Annotated in this window: 20 protein-coding genes; 13 read left to right on the forward strand and 7 right to left on the reverse strand. The window is 62.2% G+C overall.

Annotation, left to right across the window (positions count from 1 at the left end):
• Window positions 1-104 precede the first annotated feature (104 nt).
• Window positions 105-1,319: an MFS transporter gene (locus K3819_RS17565; protein ID WP_221397590.1), complete on the forward strand. Its 1,215-nt coding sequence runs from the start codon at window positions 105-107 to the stop codon at window positions 1,317-1,319.
• Between the two features lie 94 nt (window positions 1,320-1,413).
• Here K3819_RS17565 and K3819_RS17570 read toward each other — a convergent pair whose 3' ends face one another.
• On the reverse strand, window positions 1,414-2,820 hold the full coding sequence (locus tag K3819_RS17570; protein ID WP_221397591.1) for a serralysin family metalloprotease: 1,407 nt from the start codon (window positions 2,818-2,820) through the stop codon (window positions 1,414-1,416).
• 278 nt (window positions 2,821-3,098) lie between these two features.
• Between K3819_RS17570 and K3819_RS17575 the strand changes: the two genes are divergently transcribed.
• The gene (locus K3819_RS17575; protein WP_221397592.1) at window positions 3,099-5,042 is read left to right on the forward strand and encodes a DNA topoisomerase III; all 1,944 of its coding nucleotides are present in this window, start codon (window positions 3,099-3,101) and stop codon (window positions 5,040-5,042) included.
• Window positions 5,043-5,089: 47 nt separating this feature from the next.
• Complete coding sequence (locus K3819_RS17580; RefSeq protein WP_221397593.1) at window positions 5,090-5,593, forward strand: GNAT family N-acetyltransferase; 504 nt, start codon at window positions 5,090-5,092, stop codon at window positions 5,591-5,593.
• A gap of 12 nt (window positions 5,594-5,605) precedes the next feature.
• On the opposite strand, the gene K3819_RS17585 is transcribed toward K3819_RS17580, so the two are convergent.
• Window positions 5,606-5,977, reverse strand: a complete 372-nt coding sequence (locus K3819_RS17585) for a hypothetical protein (RefSeq protein WP_064597467.1) — start codon at window positions 5,975-5,977, stop codon at window positions 5,606-5,608.
• 127 nt (window positions 5,978-6,104) lie between these two features.
• On the opposite strand from K3819_RS17585, the gene K3819_RS17590 reads away from it, so the two are divergent.
• Window positions 6,105-6,434: a hypothetical protein gene (locus K3819_RS17590; protein WP_047293552.1), complete on the forward strand. Its 330-nt coding sequence runs from the start codon at window positions 6,105-6,107 to the stop codon at window positions 6,432-6,434.
• Window positions 6,435-6,506: 72 nt separating this feature from the next.
• Here the strand turns inward: K3819_RS17590 and cynR are convergent, their stop codons facing one another.
• On the reverse strand, window positions 6,507-7,385 hold the full coding sequence (gene cynR, locus K3819_RS17595) for a transcriptional regulator CynR (RefSeq protein ID WP_221397594.1): 879 nt from the start codon (window positions 7,383-7,385) through the stop codon (window positions 6,507-6,509).
• 119 nt (window positions 7,386-7,504) lie between these two features.
• Here cynR and cynS point away from each other — a divergent pair, with 119 nt between their 5' ends.
• The 3 genes from cynS to K3819_RS17610 all read left to right on the forward strand — a co-directional run bounded on the left by cynS (window position 7,505) and on the right by K3819_RS17610 (window position 8,961).
• On the forward strand, window positions 7,505-7,969 hold the full coding sequence (gene cynS, locus K3819_RS17600) for a cyanase (RefSeq protein ID WP_221397595.1): 465 nt from the start codon (window positions 7,505-7,507) through the stop codon (window positions 7,967-7,969).
• 84 nt (window positions 7,970-8,053) lie between these two features.
• Window positions 8,054-8,290, forward strand: a complete 237-nt coding sequence (locus K3819_RS17605; protein WP_064597472.1) for a DUF2790 domain-containing protein — start codon at window positions 8,054-8,056, stop codon at window positions 8,288-8,290.
• A gap of 11 nt (window positions 8,291-8,301) precedes the next feature.
• Entirely contained in the window at window positions 8,302-8,961 is a 660-nt protein-coding gene (locus K3819_RS17610) for a carbonic anhydrase (protein WP_221397596.1), read from the forward strand.
• A 48-nt stretch (window positions 8,962-9,009) separates the two neighbouring features.
• On the opposite strand, the gene K3819_RS17615 is transcribed toward K3819_RS17610, so the two are convergent.
• Together K3819_RS17615 and glsB are read right to left on the reverse strand one after the other, a co-directional pair.
• On the reverse strand, window positions 9,010-10,512 hold the full coding sequence (locus K3819_RS17615; RefSeq protein ID WP_221397597.1) for an aldehyde dehydrogenase family protein: 1,503 nt from the start codon (window positions 10,510-10,512) through the stop codon (window positions 9,010-9,012).
• A 69-nt stretch (window positions 10,513-10,581) separates the two neighbouring features.
• Window positions 10,582-11,490 carry a glutaminase B gene (gene glsB, locus K3819_RS17620; protein WP_011334745.1) on the reverse strand — a complete coding sequence of 303 codons (909 nt, stop codon included), beginning with the start codon at window positions 11,488-11,490 and terminating at the stop codon, window positions 10,582-10,584.
• A 241-nt stretch (window positions 11,491-11,731) separates the two neighbouring features.
• Between glsB and K3819_RS17625 the strand changes: the two genes are divergently transcribed.
• Both K3819_RS17625 and K3819_RS17630 read left to right on the forward strand, forming a co-directional pair.
• Window positions 11,732-11,935 carry a hypothetical protein gene (locus K3819_RS17625; RefSeq protein ID WP_039767107.1) on the forward strand — a complete coding sequence of 68 codons (204 nt, stop codon included), beginning with the start codon at window positions 11,732-11,734 and terminating at the stop codon, window positions 11,933-11,935.
• 57 nt (window positions 11,936-11,992) lie between these two features.
• Complete coding sequence (locus K3819_RS17630; protein WP_221397598.1) at window positions 11,993-12,508, forward strand: DoxX family protein; 516 nt, start codon at window positions 11,993-11,995, stop codon at window positions 12,506-12,508.
• Window positions 12,509-12,511: 3 nt separating this feature from the next.
• Here K3819_RS17630 and K3819_RS17635 read toward each other — a convergent pair whose 3' ends face one another.
• Window positions 12,512-14,125, reverse strand: a complete 1,614-nt coding sequence (locus tag K3819_RS17635) for a murein L,D-transpeptidase (protein ID WP_221397599.1) — start codon at window positions 14,123-14,125, stop codon at window positions 12,512-12,514.
• Window positions 14,126-14,276: 151 nt separating this feature from the next.
• Between K3819_RS17635 and K3819_RS17640 the strand changes: the two genes are divergently transcribed.
• The 4 genes from K3819_RS17640 (at window position 14,277) to K3819_RS17655 (ending at window position 17,482) form a co-directional block, all read left to right on the forward strand.
• Window positions 14,277-14,990 carry a murein L,D-transpeptidase catalytic domain family protein gene (locus K3819_RS17640; protein WP_085610649.1) on the forward strand — a complete coding sequence of 238 codons (714 nt, stop codon included), beginning with the start codon at window positions 14,277-14,279 and terminating at the stop codon, window positions 14,988-14,990.
• Between the two features lie 147 nt (window positions 14,991-15,137).
• Window positions 15,138-15,395, forward strand: coding sequence for a DUF2790 domain-containing protein (locus K3819_RS17645; RefSeq protein WP_085610650.1), 258 nt, complete (start codon window positions 15,138-15,140; stop codon window positions 15,393-15,395).
• 12 nt (window positions 15,396-15,407) lie between these two features.
• A complete protein-coding gene (locus K3819_RS17650; RefSeq protein WP_039767117.1) occupies window positions 15,408-16,079 on the forward strand; it encodes a heavy metal response regulator transcription factor in 672 nt (223 codons plus the stop codon).
• Window positions 16,076-17,482 carry a heavy metal sensor histidine kinase gene (locus K3819_RS17655; protein ID WP_221397600.1) on the forward strand — a complete coding sequence of 469 codons (1,407 nt, stop codon included), beginning with the start codon at window positions 16,076-16,078 and terminating at the stop codon, window positions 17,480-17,482. Before K3819_RS17650 ends, K3819_RS17655 begins: the two co-directional genes overlap by 4 nt.
• A 154-nt stretch (window positions 17,483-17,636) precedes the next feature.
• Here the strand turns inward: K3819_RS17655 and K3819_RS17660 are convergent, their stop codons facing one another.
• On the reverse strand, window positions 17,637-18,257 hold the full coding sequence (locus tag K3819_RS17660) for a cell wall hydrolase (RefSeq protein ID WP_221397601.1): 621 nt from the start codon (window positions 18,255-18,257) through the stop codon (window positions 17,637-17,639).
• Window positions 18,258-18,389 lie beyond the last annotated feature (132 nt).

The raw sequence follows: 18,389 nt of genomic DNA on the forward strand, positions 1-18,389 counted from the left end.
ACGGTTTTTTCTCCGATCAGTAACAACCGTCGCTTGCGAAGGCGGCGGTTTCTGTTTTCATATCACGCGCAAAACGACCAAGACGCCCACCGACAGGAGTCATCATGCGCAAGGATTACCTGGCTTTTTTCATCTCGCTGTTCCTGTCACGGCTGGCGGATCAGATCCTGTTGTTCATCGTGCCGCTTGTGGTGTTCCAGACTACCAACAGCGCGTCCTGGGCGGGGCTTGCATTCTTCGTCGAGTCGCTGCCGCGTTTTCTCGCGTTTCCGCTATGCGGAGCCCTGTGCGACAAGTTCTCGCCCATCAGGATCCTGCACATCAGTCAGGTCTACCGTGCTCTGCTTTGCGTGCTGGCAGTAGGGCTTTATGCCGTCTTCGGCGGTATCGCGTGGCTGGTGGTGCTGTCGGCGCTATGCGGCGTGCTGACGACTCAGGGCATCATGGCCCGCGAAGTGCTGATGCCGCGTATTTTCCAACACTACAGCTACACCAAAACCCTGTCCTACTCGCAGATAGCCGACCAGACCGGACTGGTTCTGGGGCCTTTGGTGGCGGCATTGCTGCTGGAAGTTTCGGCCTGGTACTGGGTGGTGCTGTGGGTGGCCGGGCTGTTCCTGCTCGCCGACCTGAGCATGCGGGTGTGGCAACGTTTCAGCCGTATCACCCTGGAGGTGTTCGAGCAGCATCAGGACATCTGGCTGCAGCCTCTGCGCATCGCTTTCAGGCATATCCGCGAACGGGCGGAGCTGAAAAAGATCATCACACTGGCAGTGGGGGTCAACCTGATTGTCGGGGTCACCCTGGCCACTTCGGCGGCCATGGTGCTGGGTCAATACAGCGCCGGCAAGGACGACTACGCCATGCTGCAAGCGGTTGGCGCGGTGACCACCATCGTGATTCTGTTTTTCCTCGCCCGGGTGGTATTGCCGTTGCGCGTACTGGGTGGGGTTGCCTGTTCGATGCTCGCCGCCGGCGCCTTCATCAGTGCCCTGAGCCCGAACCTGGCGGGTTATGTGCTGGGTTTCCTGCTGATCGTCGGCTTCGACAAAATGTTCAACGTCTACATGCGCAGCATTCGCCAGCGAGTCATTCCACCTCAGGACTTCGGCAAGACCGTGGGCGTGGTCACCCTGCTCAACAACTTGTCGCAACCGCTGGCCGGTCTGCTGGTCGCACTGCTTGCTGCGCCATTGGGGACGCAACGTGTGATTCTGATTCTGGCCGTGCTGGCGACGCTGCTGGGCGTGGCGGCTTTCGGGTGGTTTGCCCGAGTACGTAATGCCCACGCCACGTCGATCCTCGAGACCGAGCAGTAACGGATTTCACTGTCTTAGAGCGATGTCCAAAAACAAAAAAACCGCAGCCTGCGAAGGACTGCGGTTTTTTCGTTTCAGATTTTCCGGTTTCAGATCAGGCTACGATATCGGTCGCCACCGCCTGCCCCACCACACCCACGGCGAAGTCCACCGAACCCTGGCCTGTGAGGTCAATCATCAGGCTGGTCTGGTTGGTCTGTTCGAAGTAAGTGAGGATCGCGTCCCCGGCATGCCCTGTGAAGCCGCTGACGAAGTTCAGTGTGGCTGCGCCGGTGGCGAACCCGGCGATGCCTGACAGGTCGATCTTGTCCAGGCCGCTGGTGAAATCCATGATCCAGTCCGGCGCGGTCATGGTCGAGTCGCTGGCCGCGCCGAACACGAAGGTGTCTGCGCCCTCACCACCCCACAGCGAATCACCGCCGCCACCGCCGTAAATGATGTCGTTGCCGGCACCGCCGACCAGGTCGTTGGCCGCTGCGTTGCCGATCAGCAGGTCATTGCCCGAGCCGCCAATGGCGTTTTCCACGGTCACGCCGTGAGCGATGGACACGTTGCCCACCAGACCGCCGACATCGGAGAACGACCCTTCGTTGAGGTTGATCTTCTGGTTCTGGCTGAAGCCGGAGAAATCCAGCGTGTCATTGCCGCCGCCGTCCCACACCGAGAACACCACTTTGGAAGTGTTCGAGGTGGCGCTGTAGAAGTCGCGATCGGCGTTCGAGTTGAAGCCGTACACGGTGTTGTCGGCACGGGTTTCGAAGTTGGCGCCGTAGAGTTTCTGCACCGCGACGATGTCGTCCATCAACGGTGCCGAGGCGTAGGCGCCGCTGCCGTCCTTGCTGAAGTTCTGGTCGGTGTTGGCTTCGCTCCAGTAGCTCATCAGGCTGTAGCCACGGGTGTCTTCGGCGTATTTGGCGTCGCCGTAGGTCGGGTTGCCGTTGCCGGCGTTGTAGGCGCCCGGGTGCGACAGGCCGAGGGTGTGGCCGATTTCGTGGGTCAGTGTCTGGCGCCCGTAGTTGTTGGTGTCCGGGGTCTTGTTGACCTGGTACTGATCGTTGATCAGGTACCACGACTGACCGTCGTAGCTGCTGCCCTGCGGCAGGTAGGCGAACGCCGCGCCGCCGGTGCTGACGTCGTAGTTGCCGAAAGTCATGTGGCCGTCGCCACCCTTGCCTTCGGTGAAAGTCACGTTGGCCACGTCGGACCACGATTGCATCGCCAACACGGCCTGGGCCTTTTGCTGGGCGCTGAACTCGCTGAAGTTACCGAGTTTCGGGTTGTAGTTCGACGGTTTGTCGGTCAGGAACGTGTAGGTCAGATCAATCTTGCCGTCGGCATTCTTGTCCTGCCACGACATGCCCTTGCGCAGGATTTCGTCGGCGGCCTGGTCGGCGGTGAACGATGGTTTGCCGTTGACGGTTCCGGTGCCGCGATCGTACAGGTGGCTGAAGGTGTCGACGGCGGTGAAGGCGCTGCTGGCCTGGGAGGAAGGTTGAGACATGGTGTACGTCCTTGTTTCTGAAGAGTCAGTGTCAGACAGAAAAACGGCGATCTTCTGGCGAGATCGTCCTGTCACTCGCCCTGTTAGGCAGATTGAACCTGCCACAGCCGCCAACGCGGGCGCTAATCAATTTCTCGATAGCGTCCCGGATTGCTCCGACGGGGGCTGTCATGACCGGCAAACTATTCATCTGTATATCCATACAGATAAAAGTTGCCCCATCGCCCGAGTCAGGCCATTCTGTGCGCCTCTTCGGGCAATGATCGACGACGGTGGTTATGCGGCTGTACCTCTGTGAAAAACCTTCCCAGGCCAAGGACATTGCGGCCGTGCTCGGCGCAAAGCGTCGGGGCGACGGCTGCTGGCTGGGAACGGACGTCACGGTGACCTGGTGCATCGGCCACTTGCTGGAAACCGCACCGCCGGACGCCTACGACGCCAAATACAAGCGCTGGGTGCTGGCCGACCTGCCGATCATCCCGGACAAGTGGAAAATGACCGTCAAGCCGCGTACCGCCAGCCAGTACAAGGCGGTCAAGCGCCTGCTCGGCGAGGCCAGCGAACTGATCATCGCCACCGACGCCGACCGCGAGGGCGAAATGACCGCCCGGGAGCTGGTGGAGCATTGCCGCTATCGCGGGCCGATCCGCCGCTTGTGGCTGTCGGCGCTGGATGAAGCCTCGATCCGCAAGGCGTTGGCAGCGCTCAAACCGGGCGCTGAAACCTTCAGCCTGTATCACTCGGCACTGGGGCGCTCGCGGGCGGACTGGCTGATCGGGATGAACATGAGTCGCCTGTTCACCCTGCTCGGCCGGCAATCGGGCTATCAAGGCGTGTTGCCGGTGGGCCGGGTACAGACGCCGACCTTGCGACTGGTGGTGGATCGCGACCGCAGCATTGCCGATTTCGTGCCGGTCGCGTACTGGGCCATCGACGTGCAACTGCTGCACAACGGCACGCCGTTCACGGCGCAATGGCGGGCGCCGGGCGATGCCTGTGACGATCAGGATCGCTGCCTCAATCAGGCCCTCGCCCAGCAAGCGGCCGCCGCGATCGGCAGCGCTGCCAGTGCCCGGGTGGTCAAACTGCGCACCGAGCGCATGCGCGAGGTGGCGCCCCTGCCCTTCGACCTCGGCACCTTGCAGGAAGTCTGCTCGAAGAAGCTCGGCCTCGGTGCCCAGGAAACCCTCGACATCGCCCAGGCGCTTTACGAAACCTACAAGGTCATCACCTACCCGCGCAGCGATTGCGGCTATCTGCCCCTGAGCCAGCACAGCGAGGCGCCAGGGATTCTTGCGGCGTTGCGTCAGGCCGATCCGAGCCTCGAAGCGCTGCGCGAGCATCTGGAGCCACAGCGCCGCTCCCGCGCCTGGAACGACGCCAAGGTCAGCGCCCACCACGGCATCATTCCGACCGCTGCCGCGAAAAACCTGGAGCGTCTGACCGGCAAGCACCGCGCGGTCTACACGCTGGTTCGCGCACGGTATCTGGCTCAGTTCCTGCCCAATCACGAATACGACCGCACCCAGGCCGATTTCGATTGCGCCGGGGAAGCCTTGCGCGCGGTCGGCAAGCAGATCATCGAGCCGGGCTGGAAACGCGCGTTGCCCGAAGCGCTGGCCCCGGCCAGGGGGCGTGAAGCCCCCGCGCCACAGACGCTACCGACACTGACCCAAGGCGCCGAGTGCGCCGTGGCGGACGTGAAGCTCAAGGACCTTTGGACGCAACCGCCCAAGCCCTATACCGAAGGCGACCTGATCAAGGCCATGAAGAACGTCGCCAAACTGGTGGAAGATCCGCTGCTCAAGCAGAAACTCAAGGACACCACCGGCATCGGCACCGAAGCTACCCGCGCCTCGATCATTCAAGGGTTGCTGGATCGCGGTTATCTGGTGAAAAACGGCAAGGCGCTGTCCGCCACGCCCGCCGCCTTCAGCCTGATCGACGCCGTGCCGCGGGCGATTGCCGACCCCGGGACCACGGCGATCTGGGAACAGGCGCTGGACATGGTGCAGAGCGGCGAGATGAGTCTGGAGGAGTTCGTCACCAAACAGGCCGCATGGATGAGCAAGCAAGTGACCCGTTGCGCCGGGCTGAACCTGACCATCAGCGGCCCGCCACCTGCCGGCAAAGCCGCTGCGCCATGGAAGAACAAACGCAAGACCACTCGGCGCAAAACCACCGGAACCGGCAAACGCTCGGCAAAACCGGCAGCCAAATAGCCCGCTGCACGCTACTGTTTCTGCAGTGATGGTCAGGAGGCAGCGGCATGTCTGTCATCGAACTGCGCGTCGCCCGGCGCGACGAACTGGACACCCTCGAAAACCTGATGCAGTTCTACACCTATGACTTCAGCGAGTGGCTGCCGCTGAAGCTGGGAGGACATGGTTTCTTCCCGATCCAGTTGAAAGACGATTACTGGCGCCAGCCAGCGACCCGGCCATTCCTGATCCACGTCGACGGCGAACTCGCGGGGTTCGTGACCGTGGATGACCACCTCCTCATCGAAGGCGCCGACTTCAACATCGGCTATTTCTTCGTCAGCCGGCGCTGGCGTGGCCAAGGCGTCGCGCAGTTTGTCGCCTCTGCCCTCTTGAGCCACTTGCCCGGTCGATGGCAGATTTTCCATGTCGACGCCAACCTGCCTGCACAGCGGTTCTGGGCCCGGTTCATCCCCGAGCTGAGCGGCGGCGACTTTACTCGCCAGACCAAAACCGTGGACGGCTATCCCTGCACGTTCTACTGCCTGCGCAGCCTTTCTCCCGCTGCGTGAGCTCCTCTTTTTTCATTCCAGAATGACTTTGTCCGACAATATGTAGTGACCAAAAATAATCACTACAAAACCGTTGACGGCATCGTTTTGCTTTTGCATGATGCAGACGTCTCCCCGATCGGGAGCACTGGCAACACGCTTGAGCAAGCTCGTCTGACCGCCGAGCTGTTTTTTCCGGATACACGCTGCCCACAAGGCAGATTGAAGAAGCTGACCTGGCCTGAACGTCCAGTACAAGGACGAGAAGCGCTGGCGAAAATTCTCAAGACGCTTGTGGTCGACCCTGAAAACGTCGTCAAGGAGCCTCCCGGTTTTCGCTGCTTCTCCTCGTTGTGACGCTTTTGCGTAGCAGTTATTCAACACGACTACATGCAACAGACGCATGACCCCGTACTTCACACGGGCGACCGCTGACGTCCTGGTTTCGGTGCCAGGGATCAACTAACCGATGGGCTACCTGTATTAGCGAATCAACTTTGAAAGATCACCAGACTGGTCAAGGGGCAATATGATGAATCTGAACAATCAACCTACTATCGAAGAACTGGCTCGTATGTTCGCTGCGCAAAAAGACAGCCACGACAGCCATATTCTGTGGATCAGCAAGTCGGGTCAGGTCCATATCGACTGCCTGTCGCCCCATGCTGGTGAAGAAGAGTTCGACCGGAACAACCAGAACCTGCTGGCCCGCCTGAAGATGTACCGCCGTGGCCACGGCTATGTCGGCAAGAAAGCCGCGGCCGACAAGGACTTCATCGGTAATGTTCTGCAAACGCTGAAACAGGCGTGGGACTCGATGCAGAACAAGAACGAAGTTCGGGTGATTGATCGGTTCTGCTAAGTTAAAACTTCAATAAAACAAGGGCCTGCTTCGAAAACGAAGCAGGCTCTTTTTATTGCTCGCAAAAAAAGCTCATGAACGAGTTTCCAGCACCAACTTCATAAACGCCTCAGCCGCCGCACTGTGATAGTTGTTGTTGCGCCGCAACAACGCCGCTCCCCGCTGCGGCGCTTCGCTCTCGACCCGCAACCTGCGCAACGCCCGGTCCTCGGTCGCAATCGCCTCGGGCAGCATGGTCGCAATCGGCGCATGCCGGATCACTTCCAGCAACGTGCTCACCGAATTCACCTCTATCTGCACCTTGGGGGTGATGCCGTTCTGGCGGAAGTATTCATCGATCGACAGGCGCGTGAAAAAATCCGGCGCCAGCAAGGCGAAATCCAGCTGCGCAATGTCATCCGGGGTCAGCACCGAAGAGCTGTCGTATAGCGGATGCTCACGCCCGACCATCACCCCCAACGTCTCGACAAACGCCGGAATGCACTCAATGTCCGGATTGCGCACTGGCGTGAAGGCAATCGCAATATCCAGCGAGTCATCCGCCAACCCGGCCTCGATGTCGTCCATCGACAACTCGAAAATCTCCAGGTGAATCCCCGGATACCGCGCCACGTAATCGCGCACCAACGGCCCGACCAGGTACGCCATGAACGTCGGCGTCATGGCCAGCCGCAGCGAGCCTCGGGACAGATCCTTCACGTCATGCAACGCGCGCTTGCCCGCCTCCAGCTCCACCAGCACCCGTCGCGCGCATTCGATATAGGCCTGTCCGGCGTCCGTAGGTTTGACCGAGCGCGAGGTGCGATCAAACAGATCCACACCGAGGGTTTCTTCCAGTTGGCGGATCTGTTGCGACAAGGTCGGCTGCGACACGTGCAACGCCTCGGCCGCCCGGGTGAAGCCGCCGTGATCGGCCACGGCCAGCAGGTATCGCAAATGTCGCAGCAGCATGGACGCTCCATCTATAGGCAGTACTTATGCTTGGCATTGTATATCGGTCTTGGACGCTATGGATCAATCGGCAGAAGATGAATCCCACACAGCAAGCCAACCCCGAAAGGAGAAGCACCATGCAATCCCAAGCCTACAACGACTGCCGCATCGCCCTCACCACCCGCGCCCTGGATGCCAAGGCTCAGAAAAACCTGTCGTGGCAGGACCTGGCCGACGGCACCGGCCTGAGCCTGGCCTACGTCACCGCCGCCCTCCTCGGCCAGCACCCATTGCCGAAAGCCGCTGCCGAAGTGGTCGGCGACAAGCTTGAGCTGAGCGCCGAAGACGTCGCCGCTCTGCAAATCATCCCGCTGCGCGGCAGCCTCGACGGCGTGCCGACCGACCCGACCATTTACCGCTTCCACGAGATGATCCAGATCTACGGCACCACCCTGAAGGCGCTGGTTCACGAGCAGTTCGGCGACGGCATCATCAGCGCGATCAACTTCAAGCTCGACATCAAGAAAGTCGAAGACCCTGAAGGCGGCTCCCGCGCCGTGGTCACCCTCGACGGCAAGTTCCTCCCGCTGCGTCCGTTCTGATCCCTCCCGGGCCCGCAACCCGCGTGCGGGCCCCTCCAAACCTGATTTGCCAAGTCATCACCACATCTGTCTGGAGGCTGCCCCATGCAAAAAATTCTGTTGACCCTGGCCCTGCTCGCCGGCCTCGCCGCCCAGGCCCAGGCTGATGAAGAGGCCGTCGCCTACCGCTACGGCATGTCGCTGGACATCGCGCAAGTCGTGAGCATCACCCCGGTCGCCGACGTCTGCGGCGTAGTGCCGGTCGAAATGACTTACCTCGACAGCCACGGCGCAAAACACATTCTTCAATACAGCGAATTCGGCACCGGCTGTTCGAACTGAGAGGACACACCATGAAAAACCTGATCGAAGGCTTCCTGAAGTTCCAGAACGAGGCGTTTCCGCAACGCACCGAGCTGTTCAAACACCTGGCGACCACCCAGACCCCGGGCACGCTGTTCATCACTTGCTCCGACAGCCGCGTCGTCCCGGAACTGCTGACCCAGCAAGAACCCGGTGAGCTGTTCGTGATCCGCAACGCCGGCAATATCGTGCCGTCCTACAGCCCGCATCCGGGCGGAGTTTCGGCGACGGTGGAATACGCGGTGGCCGTGCTCGGCGTAACCGACATCGTGATCTGCGGCCACTCCGATTGCGGCGCCATGACCGCCATCGCCCAGTGCAAATGCATGGATCACCTGCCCGCCGTCAGCGGCTGGCTGCAACACGCCGAGTCGGCGAAAGTGGTCAACGAATCGCGGCTACACGCCAATGACGCCGCCAGGCTGAGTTCGATGGTGCGGGAAAACGTGATCGCGCAACTGGCGAATATCCAGACTCACCCGAGCGTGCGCCTGGCTCAGGAGAAAGGCCTGCTGAATCTGCATGGCTGGGTGTACGACATCGAGACCGGCTCGATCGACGCACTGAGTGCCGACCGTCGCACCTTTGTCTCGCTGGCCGAGCAACCGTCGACTTGCGCGGTGTACGGTCAGGCAGTCGATGCGGCTTGAAAACACAACGCCGCGCCCGCCATTGCGACGGGCGCGGCGTTGTTCTGTTCAGCGTTTTACGCCCAGATCGATCTGCGTCATGCGGCTGCGTACGGTGAACACGCCGTCACCGGAGAGGATCGCGCTGCGGGCAAACAGGCGGCCGCTTTCCCAGTTCGAAAGGCCCAGTTCCGGCTTGTTCAGCGCGTACTGGCCATCGACCCAACGGGTGATCCCGTTGCCCACGAACGGCGCGTTGACCGCGCTGTAGAAGCGCTCCTGAACCGCCGCGTCCTCGCTGATCAGCGACACGGTGAACTGCGGGCTGTAACGGTTGAACAGCGCGATGGCCTGATCCAGATCGTCGACGATCATCAGGCTGGTTTCCGGGGTTTCTTCCCATTCCCACTCGCGGCCCAGTTGGGCTTCCGACAGCGGTTCGGCCAGCGCTTCGGTCTGGTAACCCTCGGCGCGATAGACCTCGACCGTCGCGTTCCGCCAGTCGCTCGGCAGGTAGCTTTCGCTGCCTTCGACGATATGCAATTTGCAGCCCTGGCCACGCGCGGTGCCGGCCTGCTGCAAGGCGTCGAGGAACAGCGGCACCAGTTCGGCAGCACGGTCGCGCTGGATCAGGCAGACGTTCAGCGTGTTGCAAACCTTGCGATCCAGCGAGTTGCGCACCACAGCGGCAAAGCGCTTGGCGTCCGCCTCGCGGTCGGCGATCAGCCACGCGCCACCAGTGCCGTGCAGGCTGACGGCGGTGCCGGCCTGCTGGGCGATGCTGCCCAACTGGCTGACCGCACGCCCCGAACCACGGGCCACCGCCAGCGACAGACGCCGGTCGGCGAACATCGCCCAACCGGCGGCGTGGTTGACGCTCTCCACCAGCGACACCGCACCGGCCGGCAGACCGGCATCGACCAACGCCGGGTTCAGGGCGTGGCTGACGATGGCTTGCGCGGTACCCAGCGCATCGCTGCCAATACGCAGCACGGCGGTGTTGCCGGTGCGCAGTACGCCCGCGGCGTCGGCGAAGACGTTTGGCCGACCTTCGAACACGAACGCGACGATGCCCAGCGGCGACACTACCTGCTCGACCTTCCAGCCGTCATGTTCGACGCTGCTGATCACCTTGCCACGGGTGGCCGGCGCATCACGCCAGGCCCGCAGACCGGCGATCATGTCGCGGCGCATGCGCTCGTCGGCGAGCAAGCGGGTGGTGGAGCGACCGCGCGCCTTGGCCCGTTCGATGTCGGCGAGGTTGGCGGTTTCGATCAGTGCCCAGGCGTCCGGGTTTTCCAGACGTTGGGCAAACAGATCGAAGAAGCGGCTGATGGCCTCGTCCGGCACCGCTGACAACGCGGTAAACGCCGCCGCTGCACGCTCGATTGCCACCGAGGCTGCCTGCTGATCCGCCACCGGAATCAGCAACAGCTCGCCGCTCACCTGCTCCACCAACAGGTGGTCGCCGGGGCGGAAACGCTCGGCCAGTTCGGGGCTGACCACGGTGACGCGGTTACCGGCGAAAGGGATAGGCGTGCCAGCGACGAGACGTTCGAGCGCGAGAGACATGGAGCGGATTCACCATATTGAGGGCGGCCGGAAAATGTATAGGTTGGCCTCCCTCAAAGCAACACGGCCTCAGAACACCGACCAGCCAATCCGCGAGCTGAGCATTTCCAGCGCCGCCATCCCCGCCAGCGAGTTGCCCGCCGTGTTCAGTTCCGGCGACCACACGCACACCGTGAACTGCCCCGGCACCACCGCAACGATGCCGCCACCGACGCCGCTCTTGCCCGGCAGACCGACGCGGTAGGCGAAGTTGCCCGCCTCATCGTACAGGCCGCTGGTAGCCATGATCGAGTTGACTTGCTGGGTCTGGCGGCGAGTAAGAATCTGCTCACCGCTGTGCTTGCAGAAACCGTCGTTGGCCAGGAAGCAGAACGCCCGGGCCAGATCGATGCAGTTCATACGCAACGCGCAGTGGCTGAAGTAGCTGCGCAGCACCGCTTCAACGTCGTTGTGGAAATTGCCGAAAGATTGCATCAGGTACGCCATCGCCGCGTTGCGCGCGCGGTGCTGGTATTCGGAGTCAGCGACCTTGCCGTCAACCATCACCTGCGGGTTGCCCGACAGCCGCCGTACGAAGTCGCGCATCGACAACGCGGGCGCCGCAAAGCGTGACTGGTTGATGTCGCAGATCACCAGCGCCCCGGCGTTGATGAACGGATTGCGCGGACGGCCGCGTTCGAATTCCAGTTGCACCAGCGAGTTGAACGGCTGGCCGGACGGCTCATGGCCCAGACGCTCCCAGATGGCCTCGCCGGAATGTTCGATGGCCTGCACCAGGCTGAATACCTTGGAAATACTCTGCACCGAGAACGGCGTCTCGGCGTCGCCGGCGCAATACATCTCGCCGTCGTTGCCATACACGGCGATGCCCAGTTGATTGGCCGGCACGGTGCCGAGGGCGGGAATGTAGTCAGCCACCTTGCCCTGCCCGATCAGGGGCCGGACAGCGTCAAGGATCTCGTTCAACAGCGCTTGCATGCCGGGTCTCGAAGTCTCGCCCCATGGGATTGCGGGGACACGGTGGCTAGACGCTGCGCCCGGCAATCGAATCACAACGGCGCTGTGTATCGCAGTGTGTACGGCCCGACGCCCGACACATCCCGCGCACAAATCCGGCCCTTTGCGACACATCCGCGATACAGCCTGACGCTCAAATACGCCTGTCGATCGGCAACCCCGATCAAGCCTTTGAACTAACCTATCGCATCGGAGATACATCATGACCAAGCGCTCGAAAACCTCCCTGACCCTCGGCCTCCTGCTTGCCGGTGGCCTGGCCCTGTCCAACGCGGCTTCGGCTTCCGAAGCGTTCAGCGTCAAGCAACTGGATCACGGCTACAGCCAGACCCAGGCCAAGGCCGACTCGGCGGAAAAAACCTCGGAAGGCAAATGCGGCGAAGGCAAGTGCGGCGCCGGCGAATAACCCTTTTCACGGGGCACGTCGGTGCCCCGTTTTCTTTTGAATGAATGGAGCCTTCCCATGACCACAGCTCTCTCGTCGGCCGTCAAAGGCCTGCATGTGAACCTCGACCGCGCCGGTCAGTGGCTCGCGCCGCTGACCTTGCGCCTGTTCATCGCCTGGGAGTTTTTCGAATCGGGGCTGGAGAAATTCAACGGCCAGAACTGGTTCGAAGACATTCAGGAGCGGTTCCCGTTTCCCTTCGACCACTTGCCGGCCACGCTGAACTGGGAACTGTCGATGTGGGCCGAGCTGATCTGCGCGCTGGCGATCCTGATCGGATTCGGCACGCGGATTTCGGCGATTTCGCTGATTGTCGTGACCGTCGTCGCCACCGCTGCCGTGCACTGGCCGGCGGACTGGTCATCGTTGAGTGAGCTGGCCCAGGGTTACGCGATCACCAACAAGGGCTTCGGCAACTTCAAGCTGCCGGCGATTTACTTGGCTGCGCTGCTGCCGCTGGTGTTTGCCGGGGCCGGCAAGTTGAGCGTGGATGCGTGGCTGGCGCGGTTTTTCTGGAAACACGCCAGCCACTGAGGATCAATGCGCCCGGTCCAGCCCGGCCAGCAACGCACTGTCCCGGCTGTAGATGTCCGGTGCGTAGAGCACACGCCCCTGGCCGTCGACCTGTGCCGTCCAGTAAGTCATGAGGATCGGCACCGGATTGCTCAGGCGGAATTCATGGGTGGTGCCGGTGGCGAGCAAGGTGTCGGTGCGCGCCTTCTCCGCCGGGCTGAGCAGCAAATCGCGCAGCTTCATCGGATGCTCGACCCGCACGCAGCCGGAGCTGAACGCCCGTGGCCCCTTGTCGAACAGCGCCTTGCTCGGCGTGTCGTGCAGGTACACCGAAAACGGGTTGGGGAAACGAATGACCATTTGCCCCAGCGGGTTGCGTGGCCCGGCGTCTTGACGCAGGAGGATGTTGCCGGGGTTGTCCCAGTCGATGTCGGCGGCGGCCAGCGGCTGGCCGTTGGCGTCGAGCACTTGCAGGTTCTGGCGGCTGAGGAAGGTCTGATCCTTGCGGATTTCCGGCAGCTTGTCTTCCTTCCAGATGGTCGGCGGCACGGTCCAGGTCGGGTTCAGCGTCAGGCGCGTGACCCGGGATTTGAGCAGCGGGGTCTGGCGTTCGGCGCGCCCGACCTGGGTGCGGGTCTGCCACACCGGCAGGCCACCTTGATAAAGCGTCAGCTCGGCAGCGGCGACGTTGACCAGCAGACCGTCCGGCTCCATGTCTTGGGCCATCCAGCGGAAACGTTCAAGGTTGACCCGCAATTGTTCGCGACGGGTCAACGGGCTGATGTTCAGCTCCGCAATCGTCCCCGGCCCGACCACCCCGTCGGCCTGCAACGAATGGTTGGCCTGAAAACGCTTCACCGCCTCCACCAATACGCCGTGATAAGCGTTGTCCGGCGTGCCGACCACACTGCTCAGATAACCTTCGCTGTAGAGCCGGCGGGCCAGTTCCGGCACGCGTTTGTCTTCCATGTCCGGACGCAGCAACGGGCCGTTGCCCACCGACGTCCACTGAGGCAGGGCTTGCAGGCGCTGCGCGGCATACAGATGACGCAGGTTCTGGTACTGCGCCAACTGCGGCCGGGCCAGATCGAAGGCGGCGGGAACGTTGTGCACGCCTGGCACGGCGATCGCCAGCAATTCAGCCTGACGGTCGCGAGGCGTTTCGTCGGAATGCCACAGCGGTTCGAAGTGCGATTGCAACAGGCGGCCGTAATGCAGATCCTGCAGGGCTTGCAGGTAATAGCGGCTGATCTCGATATCGGCGCACAGTTCTCCATCCTGCGGGGCAGTGAGCGCTACCGGATAGCGTTTCGGGTTCAGGCCATCGTCGGCCAACAGCTGCAATTGCGCATGCAAGGCCGGCAATTGCCCGCCATCGGCCCACACTGGCAGCCAGTCCTGCTGCTGGTAGAACGCGCGCAACTGATCCAGCGCCGGACCGTTGAGACTGGTGCCGATCGTCGGGCACGCCTGGGGCAGGCTGATCAGCGCAGCCTGCAGCGGGCTCTGCGGTTCGATGGGCATTTCCGTCGGCACGGGCGGCAGCGTCGGGAGTCCCGGCAACGGCTCTTCGGCGCAAGCGACAAACGGCGCAGCGAGCAAACAAATGCTCAAGTAGCATGCGTACTTTTTGAACAACTGCTTTACTCCAATCCATGGCCGTCTTGATTGACGGTCAACCTTACCTCAGGTGCGGTGCACAGTCAGGCCCGATTCGCGGGCTTGCCGGGAACGACTGGACGTCAGGAGCCTAAGTGCCAAACAAGTAGCAAGTGGAGACTCACTTTAAATGTTGACGTTTTTGCGCCGACTTCTGCTGACTGCCACCGCCCTTGGCGTGCTGACCAGTCCAGCCTTTGCCGCCGGCACCACTTCGCCGGTTCTGTACACCAGCCTCGCGCACGCCGCGCCGGAACTCAATCCCCAGGCGCTGAAAGGTGCCTTGAACGCCATGCAATGTGCGATCAACAACGGCGCGAAGCAGTCTCGTCATCTGGCGATCATCGACTATTCGCAGCCGTCCACCGAGCGCCGGTTGTGGATCTTCGACCTGACGCGGAAAAAACTGGTGCTGCGCGATCTGGTCGCCCACGGCTCGAACTCCGGGGAAAACTTCGCCACCCGGTTCTCCAACCGTGAAGGCAGTTTTCAGTCCAGCCTCGGCCTGTTCCGGACCCAGGAAAGTTACCAGGGCACCCACGGTTACTCGCTGCGCATGGACGGTCTGGAACCGGGCATCAACGACATGGCCCGTGACCGCGCCATCGTCATCCACGCCGCCGACTACGTGAACCCGTTCTGGAGCAAACGTACCGGCCGTCTGGGCCGCAGCCAGGGTTGCCCGGCCGTGCGACCGCAAGTGGCCAAACGGGTGATCGACAGCCTGAAGAACGGCCAATTCATGTTCTCCTGGTATCCGGATCAGCAGTGGCTGAAATCCTCGCCGTACCTCAACTGCCAGCCACAACAGATCGCGAGCATTCTCAGCACTCACGCCAGCTGAATACGCTGTGGGAGTGCGCTGGCTCCCACAGGTTCGGTTTATTACAGATTTGTCATCGAGTTGTCGGTTTGCCGAGCGGATCGCCCGGTAGCTTGAAGTTGTCCCGGCCAGAACGCCGATCAACTTCAACGATTCGAGTGACTCATCATGAAAACCCTGATCCTCGCCTTCACCGCCCTCCTCGCCACCGGTTCCGTGTTCGCCGCGCCTGCGCCGGACGCTGCCGTCATTCATGACAAAACCGGCTTCTTCGTGCACCTGGATGTCGACAAAGTCCTCTCCAGCACCGATATTTCCCAGGCCTGCGGCGTGATCCCCGCGCAGCTCAACTACCTCGACCACCAGGGCCGTGAACATGTGCTGGACTATCAAGTGCAAGGCAGCGGCTGCACCAACGACCATTGAGGCGCAGTAGCCATGAATATCCTTGTTGTCGAAGACGAACCCAAGGCCGGCAATTATTTGCTCAACGGCTTGCAGGAACTGGGCTACAGCGTGAGCCTGGCCCGGGACGGCGCCGACGGTCTGCACCTGGCGCTGGAATTCGACTTCGACGTGATCGTGCTGGACGTGATGATGCCGAAAATGGATGGCTGGGAAGTCCTGCGCCGGCTGCGCAAGGAAACCGACACGCCGGTGCTGTTCCTGACTGCCCGCGACGACATCGCCGACCGGGTCAAAGGCCTGGAACTGGGCGCCGACGATTACCTGATCAAGCCGTTTTCCTTCGCCGAACTGGTGGCACGCCTGCGCACCCTGACCCGGCGCGGGCCGATCCATGAAGAAGAGCAATTGCAGGTGGCCGATCTGCAGATCGATGTGCTCAAGCGTCGGGTCAGCCGCGCCGGCAACCGGATCACCCTGACCAACAAGGAATTCGCCCTGCTGCAACTGTTCGCCACCCACACCGGGCAAGTGCTGTCGCGCTCGCTGATCGCCTCGCGGGTGTGGGACATGAATTTCGACAGCGACACCAACGTGGTCGATGTCGCCGTGCGCCGCCTGCGGGCGAAGATCGACGATCCGTTCCCGCTCAAGCTGATCCACAGCGTGCGCGGCATCGGCTACCGCTTCGATACCCAGCCGTGAAAGTCGCCGGCACGTATTCCCTGACCTTGCGCCTGGCGCTGGTCTTCGCCGTGCTCGCCTTTGCGGCGCTGGCAGGCCTGGGCGCGGCGCTGTACAACCAACTGGAAGCAGCTCTGATTCGCCGCGACGACATCCAGTTGGTCAGTCGCGTCGATCAGTTGCGCACCTTCCTCAACGACAGCAACACCCTGGAGCTGATCAAGAACAAGCCGGCGCTGTTTCAGAACATGCTCGGCAACCGCGAAGCCTTGCTGACCATCGGCGCCCCTGGCCAGCCGCCGCTGCTGGTGGTCAACCCCGGCAACCTCGCCACCCCGAACTTGCCCGCCGTACCGATCGGTCATCCGATGGCCCTGAGCGATGTACAGCACTTGCCGAGCGTCGACGGTGTGCCGTTTTCGGCGGTGGCGGCGACCATCGACTCGGGCGATCTGGGCAACCTGCAGGTGCTCACCGGACGCCTGATGACCGAGCGCACGGCAATGCTCGCCAATTACCGCCTCAGCGTGTACGGCCTCGCATCATTGGCCGCGATCGTGCTGGCGCTGGTCGGCTGCCTGCTGGTGTATCGCGGTTTGCTGCCATTGCGGCGGATTGCCCGGCATGCCCACGGAATCGGCATCGCCAACCTCGGCGAACGCCTCGACCGCCACGGCACGCCCCGGGAATTGCAGCCGATGATCGAAGCTTTCAATGCGATGCTTGACCGGCTCGACCGAGGGGTTGCGCAACTGAGCCAGGTCTCCACCGACATGGCCCACGAACTGCGCACGCCAATCAACAACCTGCTCGGCGAAACCCAGGTCGCCCTGCAACAGAGCCGCAGCGTCGACGCCTATCAGCAGTTACTCGCCTCCAACGTCGAAGAACTCGAACGGCTGGCGCGGATGCTCGACAACATGCTGTTTCTCGCCCGCACCGACCCGGCCAGCGCGCTGAGTCAGCGTCAGGAACTGGACGCCTGCGATGAGATGCAGCGCATTGCTGATTACTTCGAAGGGCTGGCCGCCGACGTCGGCATCAGCATCGAGGCCCGTGGCAGCGGCGTGATCTGGGCCGAACCGATGCTGCTGCGCCGCGCCCTGGCCAATCTGTGCGCCAACGCGATCAAGTACGGCGCGGCGGATTCGACGCTGCAGGTCGAGGCCGTGGCTGAAGCGGACGGCAGTTATCTGCGGGTACGCAATCAGGGCGCGACCATTCCGGCAGAACATCTGTCGCGGCTGTTCGAACGCTTCTACCGCGTCGATCCGTCCCGCGAGCGCTCGGCCCAATCCAACGGACTGGGCCTGTCGATTGTCGCGACCATCATGCAATTGCATCAGGGCCGCTACAGCGTCAGCAGCGCCGACGGCATCACCTGCTTTGAACTGTTCTTTCCGGCCCGACAACCCCGCGACTGATTTCGCCAAGGTCTCCCTGTGGGAGCGAACCTGCTCGCGAATGCGTTGTGTCGAGCACTGATGAAACTGACTGACCCGGGCGCTATCGCGAGCAGGCTCGCTCCCACAAGGAAAATGCAGTGCGACGGCGCCATTGTGTGCGCGAAGTCTGCGCCTAACGCGCATCCCCGCCAGCGGGCTTATAGAACAGAAACTTCCTGGTCTCGGCGGTTTTCCTGTATTCCTTCGCCCAGCTCGGATGAACGTTACGGTCGTGGAAATACAGGGCGCCATGGGTGCGGTCGGTGAGCTGGCGGTTCAGTGCCTTGCCGGCGATTTCCTTGGCCAGCGCGTATTCGGCGTCCTCCTTGACCTGATCCGGACGCCCGTCGCACCACCAGGAAAACTGGCAACTCCTGGTTTCCGAGCCCTGCTTGACCACCTCGCAGACCGTGCCCGGAAAGCCGTCATGCCCGAGACGGTTCATCACCACACTGGCCACACCTTCCATGTCGGCGTTGTCCTTGCCCTTGGCTTCCCAATAGATACTGCGCGCCAGACAGGTGATCGGATCATCCAGTGGCGCGGCGCCGGCCGGGTCGACCGCCTGCGCTTCGGTCGGGGTGATGGCTTCGGATTTGGGCGCCGGCGGCGCGTCGGGTTTGTCGGCGGCCTTTTCTTCCAGAACCTCGGCTTTCGCCTCGGCCTTTTCCTTGATCGGTGCCTGATCGGTGGCCAGTGCCGCGCCGCTCAGCAGGGTCAACGCAAGACAGCAAAGCAACCCGTTCAATCGCATGTTCATTCTTCCGGCAGGGCCCGATGCGGGCAAAGTGTTACGTGGTTGAGACGCCCGGTTTCCGGGGTCTTCGCAGAGTGTAGACGGCAAATTGCACGCAATCGTTCTGCAGAAAAAACCCTGTCGTGAAGA

This window comes from Pseudomonas sp. 3-2 (assembly GCF_019710535.1).
Classification (GTDB): domain Bacteria; phylum Pseudomonadota; class Gammaproteobacteria; order Pseudomonadales; family Pseudomonadaceae; genus Aquipseudomonas; species Aquipseudomonas pharyngis.

Bases quoted from the DNA above. Each gene is read 5' to 3' on its own strand.
- K3819_RS17565 (WP_221397590.1), top strand. From the start codon at position 105: ATGCGCAAGGATTACCTGGCTTTTTTCATCTCGCTGTTCCTGTCACGG.
- K3819_RS17570 (WP_221397591.1), bottom strand. From the start codon at position 2,820: ATGTCTCAACCTTCCTCCCAGGCCAGCAGCGCCTTCACCGCCGTCGAC.
- K3819_RS17575 (WP_221397592.1), top strand. From the start codon at position 3,099: ATGCGGCTGTACCTCTGTGAAAAACCTTCCCAGGCCAAGGACATTGCG.
- K3819_RS17580 (WP_221397593.1), top strand. From the start codon at position 5,090: ATGTCTGTCATCGAACTGCGCGTCGCCCGGCGCGACGAACTGGACACC.
- K3819_RS17585 (WP_064597467.1), bottom strand. From the start codon at position 5,977: ATGCGTCTGTTGCATGTAGTCGTGTTGAATAACTGCTACGCAAAAGCG.
- K3819_RS17590 (WP_047293552.1), top strand. From the start codon at position 6,105: ATGAATCTGAACAATCAACCTACTATCGAAGAACTGGCTCGTATGTTC.
- cynR (WP_221397594.1), bottom strand. From the start codon at position 7,385: ATGCTGCTGCGACATTTGCGATACCTGCTGGCCGTGGCCGATCACGGC.
- cynS (WP_221397595.1), top strand. From the start codon at position 7,505: ATGCAATCCCAAGCCTACAACGACTGCCGCATCGCCCTCACCACCCGC.
- K3819_RS17605 (WP_064597472.1), top strand. From the start codon at position 8,054: ATGCAAAAAATTCTGTTGACCCTGGCCCTGCTCGCCGGCCTCGCCGCC.
- K3819_RS17610 (WP_221397596.1), top strand. From the start codon at position 8,302: ATGAAAAACCTGATCGAAGGCTTCCTGAAGTTCCAGAACGAGGCGTTT.
- K3819_RS17615 (WP_221397597.1), bottom strand. From the start codon at position 10,512: ATGTCTCTCGCGCTCGAACGTCTCGTCGCTGGCACGCCTATCCCTTTC.
- glsB (WP_011334745.1), bottom strand. From the start codon at position 11,490: ATGCAAGCGCTGTTGAACGAGATCCTTGACGCTGTCCGGCCCCTGATC.
- K3819_RS17625 (WP_039767107.1), top strand. From the start codon at position 11,732: ATGACCAAGCGCTCGAAAACCTCCCTGACCCTCGGCCTCCTGCTTGCC.
- K3819_RS17630 (WP_221397598.1), top strand. From the start codon at position 11,993: ATGACCACAGCTCTCTCGTCGGCCGTCAAAGGCCTGCATGTGAACCTC.
- K3819_RS17640 (WP_085610649.1), top strand. From the start codon at position 14,277: ATGTTGACGTTTTTGCGCCGACTTCTGCTGACTGCCACCGCCCTTGGC.
- K3819_RS17645 (WP_085610650.1), top strand. From the start codon at position 15,138: ATGAAAACCCTGATCCTCGCCTTCACCGCCCTCCTCGCCACCGGTTCC.
- K3819_RS17650 (WP_039767117.1), top strand. From the start codon at position 15,408: ATGAATATCCTTGTTGTCGAAGACGAACCCAAGGCCGGCAATTATTTG.
- K3819_RS17660 (WP_221397601.1), bottom strand. From the start codon at position 18,257: ATGCGATTGAACGGGTTGCTTTGCTGTCTTGCGTTGACCCTGCTGAGC.